The sequence below is a fragment of the Microbacterium sp. EST19A genome, from assembly GCF_019969685.1.
Classification (GTDB): domain Bacteria; phylum Actinomycetota; class Actinomycetes; order Actinomycetales; family Microbacteriaceae; genus Microbacterium.
In genome coordinates, this window is sequence record NZ_JAHXYZ010000001.1 from 1,233,357 (window position 1) to 1,244,491 (window position 11,135).

Annotated in this window: 14 protein-coding genes; 9 read left to right on the forward strand and 5 right to left on the reverse strand. The window is 69.9% G+C overall.

The window, feature by feature from the left end:
- The first annotated feature begins 66 nt into the window (after window positions 1-66).
- Genes LC452_RS06065 through kynU form a run of 9 tightly spaced genes read left to right on the forward strand, consistent with a single transcriptional unit; the run spans window position 67 to window position 8,450 of the window.
- Window positions 67-1,575 carry a 2-hydroxymuconic semialdehyde dehydrogenase gene (locus LC452_RS06065; protein ID WP_223623238.1) on the forward strand — a complete coding sequence of 503 codons (1,509 nt, stop codon included), beginning with the start codon at window positions 67-69 and terminating at the stop codon, window positions 1,573-1,575.
- Window positions 1,572-2,402 (forward strand): 2-keto-4-pentenoate hydratase, encoded by an 831-nt coding sequence (locus LC452_RS06070; protein WP_223623245.1) that lies wholly within the window; start codon window positions 1,572-1,574, stop codon window positions 2,400-2,402. Before LC452_RS06065 ends, LC452_RS06070 begins: the two co-directional genes overlap by 4 nt.
- Complete coding sequence (locus LC452_RS06075; RefSeq protein WP_223623247.1) at window positions 2,399-3,337, forward strand: acetaldehyde dehydrogenase (acetylating); 939 nt, start codon at window positions 2,399-2,401, stop codon at window positions 3,335-3,337. Before LC452_RS06070 ends, LC452_RS06075 begins: the two co-directional genes overlap by 4 nt.
- Window positions 3,334-4,371, forward strand: a complete 1,038-nt coding sequence (gene dmpG, locus LC452_RS06080; RefSeq protein ID WP_223623249.1) for a 4-hydroxy-2-oxovalerate aldolase — start codon at window positions 3,334-3,336, stop codon at window positions 4,369-4,371. The genes LC452_RS06075 and dmpG overlap by 4 nt, the downstream gene beginning before the upstream one ends.
- On the forward strand, window positions 4,368-5,168 hold the full coding sequence (locus LC452_RS06085) for a 2-keto-4-pentenoate hydratase (RefSeq protein ID WP_223623259.1): 801 nt from the start codon (window positions 4,368-4,370) through the stop codon (window positions 5,166-5,168). Before dmpG ends, LC452_RS06085 begins: the two co-directional genes overlap by 4 nt.
- Window positions 5,165-5,620, forward strand: a complete 456-nt coding sequence (locus LC452_RS06090; protein ID WP_223623261.1) for a RidA family protein — start codon at window positions 5,165-5,167, stop codon at window positions 5,618-5,620. Before LC452_RS06085 ends, LC452_RS06090 begins: the two co-directional genes overlap by 4 nt.
- Window positions 5,617-6,141, forward strand: a complete 525-nt coding sequence (locus LC452_RS06095; protein ID WP_223623264.1) for a 3-hydroxyanthranilate 3,4-dioxygenase — start codon at window positions 5,617-5,619, stop codon at window positions 6,139-6,141. Before LC452_RS06090 ends, LC452_RS06095 begins: the two co-directional genes overlap by 4 nt.
- Before the next feature lie 6 nt (window positions 6,142-6,147).
- On the forward strand, window positions 6,148-7,176 hold the full coding sequence (locus LC452_RS06100) for an amidohydrolase family protein (RefSeq protein ID WP_223623266.1): 1,029 nt from the start codon (window positions 6,148-6,150) through the stop codon (window positions 7,174-7,176).
- Complete coding sequence (gene kynU, locus LC452_RS06105) at window positions 7,173-8,450, forward strand: kynureninase (RefSeq protein ID WP_223623268.1); 1,278 nt, start codon at window positions 7,173-7,175, stop codon at window positions 8,448-8,450. The genes LC452_RS06100 and kynU overlap by 4 nt, the downstream gene beginning before the upstream one ends.
- A gap of 20 nt (window positions 8,451-8,470) precedes the next feature.
- On the opposite strand, the gene LC452_RS06110 is transcribed toward kynU, so the two are convergent.
- From LC452_RS06110 to rpsF, 5 genes are all read right to left on the reverse strand, one after another.
- Window positions 8,471-9,202, reverse strand: coding sequence for a GntR family transcriptional regulator (locus LC452_RS06110; protein ID WP_223623270.1), 732 nt, complete (start codon window positions 9,200-9,202; stop codon window positions 8,471-8,473).
- 138 nt (window positions 9,203-9,340) lie between these two features.
- Window positions 9,341-9,793, reverse strand: a complete 453-nt coding sequence (gene rplI, locus LC452_RS06115) for a 50S ribosomal protein L9 (protein ID WP_136053767.1) — start codon at window positions 9,791-9,793, stop codon at window positions 9,341-9,343.
- Between the two features lie 11 nt (window positions 9,794-9,804).
- Window positions 9,805-10,059 carry a 30S ribosomal protein S18 gene (rpsR, locus tag LC452_RS06120; protein WP_017829850.1) on the reverse strand — a complete coding sequence of 85 codons (255 nt, stop codon included), beginning with the start codon at window positions 10,057-10,059 and terminating at the stop codon, window positions 9,805-9,807.
- Window positions 10,060-10,117: 58 nt separating this feature from the next.
- Complete coding sequence (locus tag LC452_RS06125; RefSeq protein WP_223623271.1) at window positions 10,118-10,639, reverse strand: single-stranded DNA-binding protein; 522 nt, start codon at window positions 10,637-10,639, stop codon at window positions 10,118-10,120.
- A gap of 5 nt (window positions 10,640-10,644) precedes the next feature.
- Window positions 10,645-11,013 carry a 30S ribosomal protein S6 gene (gene rpsF / locus LC452_RS06130; RefSeq protein WP_042541520.1) on the reverse strand — a complete coding sequence of 123 codons (369 nt, stop codon included), beginning with the start codon at window positions 11,011-11,013 and terminating at the stop codon, window positions 10,645-10,647.
- Between the last annotated feature and the right edge of the window lie 122 nt (window positions 11,014-11,135).

Consider the following 11,135-nt stretch of genomic DNA (forward strand, 5'->3'; position numbering starts at 1 on the left):
TACGGGCATGGCAATGCATCAAGAGAGTATTTGTCGGCATCCCTCGATGGTTCCTAGCCTGAGCCCATGCCTTCCGAGACGATGACGCCCCAGCGAAGTGCCTCCGGGCCTGCCCGGGCGCCCCGCGCGATCCACAACGTGATCGCCGGCGAGAGCGTCGAGGGGATCAGCACCTTCGAGAAGCTCAGCCCGATCGACGGGTCCCTGATCGCCCGGGTGCACGAGGCCGGCAGCGAGCAGGTCGACCGTGCCGTCGCCGCTGCGCGCGCCGCGTTCGACGGACCGTGGGGGCGGATGACCGTCGCCGAGCGCGCCCGGCTCCTGCGTGGGGTCGCCGACGCGATCGACCGCCGCTCGGAGGAGCTCGTGGCGGCGGAGGTCGGCGACACCGGCAAGCCGGAGGCGCTCGCCCGTGATCTCGACGTGGCCCGCGCGGCCGCGAACTTCCGCTCGTTCGCCGACACGGTCTCGTCGGCCGGACTCGACTCGTACCTCACCGAGCTGCCCGACGGCCGACGCGCGTTGAACTACGCCGTGCGCAAGCCGCTCGGCGTCGTCGCAGTGATCGTGCCGTGGAACCTGCCGCTCCTGCTGCTGACGTGGAAGCTCGCTCCCGCCCTCGCGACCGGTAACACCGTGGTCATCAAGCCGTCCGAGGAGACGCCGTCGTCGGCCACTCTCCTCGCCGAGATCCTCGCCGAGGCGGGGATCCCCGCCGGAGTCGTCAATGTCGTGCACGGCTTCGGCGCGGGATCCGCCGGTGAGGCGCTCACCCGGCATCCGGGCATCGACGGGGTGACGTTCACCGGGGAGTCGTCCACGGGATCGGCGATCATGCGCGCGGTCGCGCCGCGTGTGCGTCCGGTCTCGTTCGAACTCGGCGGGAAGAACGCCGCCCTCGTCTTCGCGGATGCCGACCTCGACGCGGCCGTCGCCGGTCTCGCCCGCTCCACCTACCTGAACACCGGGCAGGTCTGCCTGTGCACCGAGCGCATCTACGTCGAGCGGGCGATCTTCGACGACGTGGCCGCCGGCCTGGCGGAGCACGCTGCCCGCCTGCGCCTCGGGCGTCCCGAGGATCCGGCCACCACGACGGGCCCGCTCATCTCCCAGGCTCACCGCGAGAAGGTGCTGTCGTACTTCGACCTCGCCCGCGAGGAGGGCGCGACCGTGCTCGCCGGCGGCGGCATCCCCACCCTCGGCGACGGCCTCGACAGCGGTTCCTGGATCGAGCCGACCCTGTGGACCGGCCTCGACAACGCGCACCGCACCGTGCGCGAAGAGGTGTTCGGCCCCGTCGCGGCGCTGATCCCCTTCGACTCCGAGGAGGAGGCGATCGCGCTGGCCAACGACACCGAGTACGGACTCGCCGCCGTGACCTGGACCACCGACCTCACTCGCGGACACCGTGTCGCGCAGCAGATGCGCACCGGGATGTCGTGGGTCAACACCTGGTATCTGCGGGATCTGCGCAGCCCGTTCGGCGGTGTCGGGCTCTCCGGCATCGGCCGCGAGGGCGGCCATCACTCGCTCGACTTCTACACCGAGCCGACGAACGTGTGCGTGCAGCTGTGAGCGGCATCCGCGAGTCCGACGCCGTTCGCGCGGCCGACGAGCGCCTGCGGCAGGCCGCCGAGGCCGGGGCGCCGTGCGCACCCGTGCGCGATCTCCTCGGGGAGACGGATCAGGATGCCGCGTACGCCGTGCAGTCGCTCGGCATCGCGCGACGCGTGGCCGAGGGTCGGCGCATCGTCGGACGCAAGATCGGACTGACCTCGCCGGCGGTCCAGGCCCAGTTCGGCGTCTACTCCCCCGACTACGGAGTGCTGCTCGACGACATGGTCGTCGCGGATCGCGAGCCCCTCGACATCGGGCGCTTCCTGCAGCCGCGCGTCGAGGCCGAGGTCGCGTTCGTGCTCGGCCGCGACCTCGACTCCCCCACCACCCACGTCGCCGATGTGCTGCGGGCGACGGAGTTCGTGCTGCCGGCGATCGAGATCGTCGACTCCCGGGTCGCCGGATGGGACATCCGGATCACCGACACGATCGCCGACAACGCCTCGAGCGGCGCGGTCGTGCTCGGCACGACGCCCCGACGGCTCGAGGGTCTCGACCTCACCGAGCTCGGCATGACGCTCGACCGTGACGGCGAGCCCGTCTCCACCGGTTCCGGTGCCGCGTGCCTGGGCAGCCCGGTGACCGCGGTCGCCTGGCTCGCTCGCGCGGTCGCCGCACACGGTCGGCCCCTGCGCGCGGGCGAGGTGATCCTCTCCGGCGCCCTCGGCCCCATGGTCGCGGCATCCGCCGGTGTGTACCGCGCGCGGCTCGAAGGACTCGGCGAGGTGCGGGTCGACTTCACCGGCTCCGCGTCCCTCGCCTCAGCGGAAGGAGCCGCGGCATGACCGTCGGCATCGCCATCATCGGTTCGGGCAACATCGGAACCGACCTCCTGATCAAGGTCAAGCGTCTCTCGACCACCCTCCGCGTCGTGGCGATGGTCGGCATCGACGAGAACTCCGACGGGCTCGCCCGCGCACGTCGACTCGGCGTCGCGACGACGCACGAGGGCGTGGACGGTCTGCTCGCGATGCCGGAGTTCGCCGACGTCGAGCTCGTGTTCGATGCGACCTCGGCCGGCGCTCATGCCCGCAACGACGCGCTCGTGCGCAATGCCGGTCGCCTGATGGTCGACCTCACGCCCGCCGCGATCGGTCCGTACGTCGTGCCGGTGGTGAACATCGACGCCCATCTCGGCGCCACGAACGTGAACATGGTCACCTGCGGCGGGCAGGCCACGGTGCCCATGGTCGCCGCCGTGTCACGCGTCGCTCCCGTCGCCTACGCCGAGATCGTCGCCTCGATCGCGTCGAAGTCCGCAGGTCCCGGAACACGGGCCAACATCGACGAGTTCACGCAGACCACGGCCCGCGCGATCGAGCAGATCGGGGGCGCCGCGCACGGCAAGGCCATCATCGTGCTGAACCCCGCCGACCCGCCACTCATCATGCGCGACACCGTGTTCTGCCTCGTCGAGGGCGAACCCGATGCGCTGGACCGCGACGCGATCCGCGCCTCGGTCGACGAGATCGTCGCCGAGGTGCAGGAGTACGTCGGCGGCTATCGGCTGAAGCAGCAGGTGCAGTTCGACGCGGTCGACGAGGCGTACGTGCCGGCGCTCGATCGCGGGTTCCGCGGAACGCGGGTGACCGTCCTGCTCGAGGTGGCGGGCGCCGGCCACTATCTTCCGGAGTACGCGGGCAATCTCGACATCATGACGTCGGCCGCCCTGCGCACCGCGGAGCGACTCGTCGCCGCCCGAGCGGGGGTGCTCGCATGACCGCCGTCGCTCCGCGCGTCTACGTGCAGGACGTCACCCTCCGCGACGGCATGCACGCCGTCGGCCACAGCTACACCACCGATCAGGTCCGCGACATCGCCCGTGCGCTCGAGGCCGCGGGAGTCGACGCGATCGAGGTCGCCCACGGCGACGGACTCGGAGGCTCGAGCGTCGCCTACGGCCAGGGTGCGCACACCGACTGGCAGTGGATCGAAGCCGCCGCCGAAGTGCTCGACCGCGCCGTGCTCACCACGCTGATCCTGCCGGGCATCGGCACGATCGACGACCTCGCCCGCGCCCGCGACCTCGGCGTCACGAGTGTGCGCGTCGCCACCCACTGCACCGAGGCCGACGTCGCCGCGCAGCACATCGGCTGGGCCCGGGAGCAGGGCATGGACGTGTCGGGCTTCCTGATGATGAGCCACCTCAACGACCCCCGCGGTCTCGCCGCGCAGGCGAAGCTGATGGAGTCGTACGGCGCGCACTGTGTCTACGTGACCGACTCGGGCGGACGCCTGACGATGCGCGACGTGGCCGACCGGGTCGACGCCTACCGCGACGTGCTCGACGCCGGCACCCAGATCGGCATCCACGCGCACGAGAACCTCTCACTGAGTGTCGCGAACAGCATCACCGCCGTCGAGCACGGCGCGTTCCGGGTCGACGCCTCGCTGGCAGGACAGGGTGCCGGGGCGGGGAACTGCCCGATCGAGGCGTTCATCGCGGTGGCGGATCTGCTCGGCTGGGAGCACGGCAGCGACCTGTTCGCCCTGCAGGATGCCGCGGAGGAACTCGTGCGCCCCCTGCAGCGCCGCCCGGTGCGCGTCGACCGCGAGACCCTCACGCTCGGCTTCGCGGGCGTGTACTCCAGCTTCCTGCTGCACGCCGAGCGCGCGGCCGAACGGCACGGGATCGACGCGCGTGACATCCTGGTCGAACTGGGACGGCGGCGGATGGTCGGAGGCCAGGAGGACATGATCGTCGACGTGGCCCTGGACCTCGCGGCGGCCCGTGCGGACGGAGCGAGCGCATGAGCACCGATGCCGTCTTCGCCGCCGCCCTCGACACGGCCCAGCGCACGGTGACCTCGATCAGTCAGCTCTCCACGAGCGCGACGGTCGGGCTCGACACCGCCTACGCGACACAGCACGCGGTCATCGCGCGACGGCTGGCCCGCGGCGAGCTGCGCACGGGTCTCAAACTCGGATTCACCAGCCGGGCGAAGGCGCAGCAGATGGGCGTCGACGATGTCATCATCGGAACGCTCACCGACGCGATGCGCCTCGACGACGGCGCCGTGTTCGACCGGCGCTCGGCCATCCATCCCCGTGTCGAGCCGGAGGTCGCGTACCTCCTCGGCGCCGATGTCTCGGAGGGCATGACGAACCTGATGGATGCCGTCGCCGCGGTCGCCCCCGCGCTCGAGATCATCGACTCGCGCTACCGCGACTTCCACTTCAGCCTCGGCGACGTCGTCGCCGACAACGCCTCCGCCGCCGCGTACGCGATCGGCCCGTGGGCTCCGGTCGACAGGGCAGGCGACCTCGCCAACCGCGCCGTGCGGCTCGAGGTCGACGGACGGATCAGCACGACCGGATCGACCGCGGCGATCCTGGGCGACCCCGCCCGCGCCGTCGCGGCCGCCGCGCGCCTCGCCGTGCGCCATGGATTCACTCTGCGGGCGGGCACGGTGCTGCTCGCCGGGGCGGCGACCGCCGCCGTACCGCTCCCCGACTCCGGTGTCGTCGAGGCGACGATCGCCGGGCTCGGACGCGTCAGCATCCGTGTTCTCGATGGAGCGCCCGACCCCGATGAGAAGGGTTCACGATGACCGATTCACGCGGCATCCTCGTCGACGGCAAGGCGACCCCTCGGGGACGCTTCCCGCACGCGAAGGTCTCGGGAGACCTGGTCTTCGTCTCCGGCACGTCGAGCCGACGCCCCGACAACACGATCGCCGGCGCCGAGGCCGACGAGTTCGGGGCGACCCGACTCGACATCGCGGTGCAGACGCGCGCCGTGATCGAGAACATCCGCGGGGTGCTCGACGCCGCCGGCTGCGGCCTCGACGACCTCGTGCAGGCGACGACCTTCCTCGTCGACATGAACGACTTCGCGGGCTACAACGCCGTCTGGGCGGAGTACTTCGACGAGCAGGGCCCCGCCCGCACCACCGTCGCCGTGCACGCCCTCCCGCATCCGCATCTGCGCATCGAGATCCAGGCGATCGCGCGACGTCCCGAATCCAACGACACCATCGCCACTCTCGAGGAGGAGAAATGAGCACCATCCCACCCGTCATCGATTTCCCCGCATGGATCAAGGAGAACGAGCATCTCCTGCAGCCGCCGGTCAACAACAAGGCGGCCTGGGCGCCGATGGGCGACTTCATCGTGCAGGTCGTCGGCGGCCCGAACCAGCGCACCGACTTCCACTTCGACCCGTACGAGGAGTGGTTCTACCAGTACCGCGGCAACATGCACGTCAACCTCATGACCGAGGACGGGCCGCAGCGCATCGACATCCGCGAGGGCGAGATGTGGCTGCTGCCCGGCAACGTCTTCCACTCCCCGCAGCGCCCGGAGGCCGGGTCGATCGGCATCGTGATCGAGCGCATCCGCGAAGAGGGCACGCTCGAGAAGTTCGCCTGGTTCTGCCCGAACTGCGACACCAAGGTGCACGAGGTCGAGCTGCAGGTGCGCGACATCGTCGAGGACCTCCCGCCCGTCTTCCGCGAGTTCTACGAGAGCGAAGAGGGCCGGACCTGCCCGAACTGCGGCACCGTCCACCCCGGCAAGGGCTGAATCTCTGTGGGCACGATCGACGTCCACACGCACTTCGTGCCGAGCTCCTGGCCCGACCTGTCCACGCAGGTCGGGCCGGGGGTCTGGCCGACGCTGCGGGTCGACTCCGAACGCGAGGCGATGATCATGCTCGGCGACGCCGAGTTCCGTCGCGTGGGCGCGGACTGCTGGGACGCGTCGCTGCGCCTCGCCGCCATGGATGCCGACGGTGTCGACGCGCAGGTCGTGTCGCCGACCCCGCTCTTCTTCTCCTACGACAAGTCCGGTCCCGAAGCCGTGAAGGTGGCGCGCATCTTCAACGATCTCGCTCTCGATATCTGCGCACCCGCGCCCGGCCGGCTGATCCCGTTCGCGCAGGTGCCGCTGCAGGATCCGGATGCCGCCTGCGCCGAGGCCGACCGCGCGATCGCCTCCGGGCACGCGGGCGTCGAGATCGGCAACCACGTCGGCGACCGCGACCTCGACGACGAGGGCATGGTCATGTTCCTGCAGCACTGCGCCGATACCGGCATCCCCGTCTTCGTGCATCCGTGGGACATGCCGGGCTCTCCCCGGCTCGATCGTTGGATGGCCCGCTGGCTCACCGGCATGCCCGCCGAGACGCACCTGTCGATCATCGCGATGATCCTCGGCGGGGTCTTCGACCGCGTCCCCGCGACGCTCCGGCTCGCGTTCGCGCACGGCGGCGGCTCCTTCGCGTTCTGGCTCGGACGCTTCGAGAACGCGTGGCTGCAGCGGCCCGACCTCATCGGCGTCAGCGAACGGCCGCCGTCCGCCTACCTCGATCGCTTCAGCGTCGACAGCGTCGTGTTCGATCCGACCGCCCTGCGCGTACTGGTCGACACCCTCGGCGCGAGTCAGGTCATGGTCGGCAGCGACTACCCCTACCCGCTGGGCGAGCGTCCCGTCGGCAGCGTCGTCGACCGTGCCGACTTCCTCGACGACGCCCAGAAGCGCGCGATACGCCGAGACAACGCCCTGCGCTTCCTCGGGCGCGACGTCGCCCTCTCCAGCGAACGGAGCCCCTCCGCATGACCACGCCCGCGCTCGGCCGGCCCACGATCGATCGGGAGACCTGCGTCGCCCTCGATGCGGCCGACCCGCTCTCCCGAATCCGCTCCCGGTTCTCGCTCCCTGACGGCGTCGTGTACCTCGACGGCAACTCACTCGGCGCCCTCCCTCGCGACACGGCGGCGCACGTCCAGCGTGTGATCACCGAGGAGTGGGGCACCGGTCTGATCCGCAGCTGGAACGACGCCGGCTGGTTCGCGAAGCCGCAGACCGTCGGCGACCTGGTCGCCCCTCTCATCGGTGCCGGACCGGGGCAGGTGGTGCTCGGTGACTCGACGTCGTCGAGCATCTTCCAGGCGACCGTCGCTGCCGCCCGGCTCCGCCCCGGACGCCGGGTGATCGTCGCCGAGCGCGGCAGCTTCCCGACCGATCTGTATGTGCTGGAGAGCGTGCAGGAGCTCCTCGGTGGAGGCCGTCCGCTGGAGCGGCGCCTCATCGCCGACGACGGTCCGACCCTCGACGACGTGCTCGACGAGGACGTCGCGGTCGTCCTCCTCACCCACGTCGACTACCGCACCGGACGCATGCACGACATGGCCGAGGTCACGCGCAGGATCCACGCGGTCGGCGCCGTCGTCGTCTGGGATCTCTGCCACAGCGTCGGCGCCGTGCCCGTCGACCTCGTCGGAGCGGATGCCGACTTCGCGGTCGGCTGCACGTACAAGTACCTCAACGGCGGGCCCGGCTCGCCGTCGTTCATCTGGGTGGCCGAGCAGCATCAGGCCGACGCGCGTCCCGCCCTCACGGGGTGGCACGGACACGCGAAGCCCTTCGACTTCACGGTCGACTACGCCCCGGCATCCGGCGTCGAGCGCTTCCGGGTCGGCACGCCTCAGCTGCTGTCGATGTCGGCGCTCGAGGTGAGCCTGCGGCTCTGGGCCGAGGTCGACCTCGGCGAGATCCGCGAGAAGAGCCTGTGCCTCACCGAGCTCTTCATCTCGCTCGTCGACGCGCGCCTCACCCCGCGGTGGGGCGTGGAGGTCGTGACCCCGCGGGAGCCGGCGCGCCGCGGCAGCCAGGTCTCGCTCCGTGTCGGGTCGGGCTACGAGATCATGCAGGCGCTCATCGAGCGGGGCGTGATCGGGGACTTCCGCGCGCCCGACCTGATCCGCTTCGGCTTCACTCCGCTGTACACCTCGTACGCCGACGTGTGGGATGCCGTCGACACGCTCGAGAGCGTCCTCGACGGCGAGGTGTGGCGCGAACCGCGCTTCGCGCGCCGCGGCACCGTCACCTGAGAACGGATGCCGGAGCGCGGTCAGGCGTTGTCGCCGGAGTCGGAGGCGGCCTCGGTGAGGAGCGCGATCACGCCGTCGCGCACGCGGTGCAGGTGCGACTCGAGCACGCGCAGCGCCTCGTCCACGTCGCCGGTCGCGACGACGTCGATGAGTTCGCCGTGCGAGTGGTCGTGGGAGCCGGGCGAGACGAGGCGCCAGCCGAGCACGTAGCGGCCGAGCTTGAGCCGGAGCTGCTCGATCATCTCCCACATGACCGGACGCGACTGCGCGTCGTACAGCGTCGCGTAGTACTCGGTGCGGGCTTCGACGAACTCGCCGCCCTCGGAGATGCCGTCGGCCGTCTTCGCGAGCTCACGGAGACGCGTGATGCGCTCCGGGGTGATGTCGGCCATCGCGAGGCGCAGGGCCTCCTTCTCGAGCAGGGTGCGCAGGTGGTAGACCTCGCTCGCCTCCTCGACCGACAGAGCACGCACCATGGCGCCGCGGCGGGCGTGGAAGACGACGAGCCCGTCGGCCTCGAGCTGAATCAGGGCGGAGCGGATCGGGAGGCGGGAGATCCCGATGGACTCGGCGAGCGTCTCCTGGCGCAGCTTCATCCCGGGAGGGAGAGTGCCGTCGAGGATCGCGTCGCGGATGATGTCGTACGCCATCGCGCCCACCGAGCGGTAACCGGCTCCGTGCCGCTGGGCGAGCTTCTGCAGCGCGTCGGCCCGTTCCTGCGCCGACGCCGCCGCATTTCCTGATTGCACCATGCAGCGAGGCTATCGGATCACAGCCCCGAACTCTGCATTCTGGATCCAAAAGTTGCGACGTCGCGGCATCCGCTCTTCGACGCCGGAGACGCCGAACGCCCCCTGTCCCGAAGGGCAGAGGGCGTTCGAGCTACCGAACTACTTGGCGGCGACGACCTGCAGCGTGATGACTGCGGTCACGTCGTCGTGCAGACGAACGGTGGCCTCGTGGTCACCCGTCGCCTTGATCGGCGAGGTGATGTGCACCTTGCGCTTGTCGATCGCACCGAGACCGGCAGCCGCGACAGCGTCGGCGACGTGCTCGGTCTTGACCGAACCGAAGAGGCGACCGGACGTGCCCGCCTTGACGGCGAGACGGACCTTGGTGCCCTCGAGAGCGTTCTTCAGTGCGACAGCGTCGTCACGATCGTGGATCGCGCGTGCCTGACGCGCGGCCTGGATCGAAGCGACCTGCTTTTCGCCACCGCGGGTCCACGCCGTAGCGAAGCCCTGCGGGATGAGGAAGTTGCGGGCGTACCCGTTCTTGACCTCGACGACGTCTCCGGCGCTACCCAGCCCGGCGACCTCGTTCGTGAGAATCAGCTTTGCCATCTCGATACCCCTTACCGGCCGGCGCCAGCGTAGGGCAGGAGCGCCATTTCGCGCGCGTTCTTGATCGCCGTGGCGATCAGACGCTGCTCCTGCACCGAGACACCGGTGATACGACGGGCACGGATCTTGCCGCGCTCCGAGACGAACTTGCGGAGGGTGGCGACATCCTTGTAATCGATGACACCGACCCGGATGGACTTCGCGGGAGCGGTGGGCTTGCCACCCTTCCGCGGCTTGCGGCGGTCGCCGCTCGACTTTCCAGCCATTGGTTTTCCTTAATGATGAGCGGATGCCGTGCCCGAGGGCACCGGATCCAGAAGTTGTCTAGAAGGGAGTGTCGTCGCCGAAGCTGCCCGGAGTGCTCCAGGCATCCGCGCTGGTCGACGAGCCGGGCGTGGACCACGGCTCTTCCGACACCTGCTGCGCGGGACGGGACTGACCGCCGCCACCGGCACCGCCAGCACCACCGGCACCGCCGGTCGATGCCGCACGGGTGACCTGCGCGGTCGCGTACCGGAGCGAGGGGCCGATCTCGTCGACCTCCAGCTCGATCGCGGTGCGCTGGTTACCCTCGCGGTCCTGGTAGGAGCGCTGACGCAGACGGCCCTGCGCCATGACGCGCATGCCCTTCGTCAGTGAACCCGCCACGTGCTCGGCGAACTCGCGCCACACGGACGCACGGAGGAACAGCGCGTCGCCGTCCTTCCACTCGTTCGCGGCACGATCGAAGTTCCGAGGCGTCGATGCGATGGTGAAGTTCGCCACCGGCAGCCCGTTCTGCGTGTACCGCAGCTCGGGGTCGGCCGTGAGGTTGCCCACAACGGTGATGACGGTTTCGCCGGCCATGGCGCTTACGCCTTCGCAGCCTTGGCGGCCTTGCGGGCAGCCTTCTCTTCGGTGCGCTTGGCCTCGAATGCGACCATCGCCTGAGCCTCTTCCGAGCGGAGGACCTTGGTGCGCATGATCTGCTCGTTCAGCTTCAGCTGACGGTCGAGCTCCTGCGTGGCCTCGCTGGTGGCGGTGAAGTTGACGACGGCGTAGATGCCCTCGTTCTTCTTCTGGATCTCGTAAGCCAGACGGCGCTTACCCCAGATGTCGACCTTGTCGATCGAGCCACCATCGTTGGTGATGACCTTCAGGAACTTGTCGAGCGTAGGGGCTACCTGGCGCTCGTCGATCTCGGGGGTCAGAATGACCATGAGTTCGTACTGGTGCGTCACTTACCCACCTCCTTCGGACTAGAACGGTTTCCGCGTATCTCGCGGAAACAGGAGGGTGTGTGAACGTGCCCGCCAGAAGACGGACAACCTGGACAGTCTAGCGGAGTTCCTTGCGCCCCGCG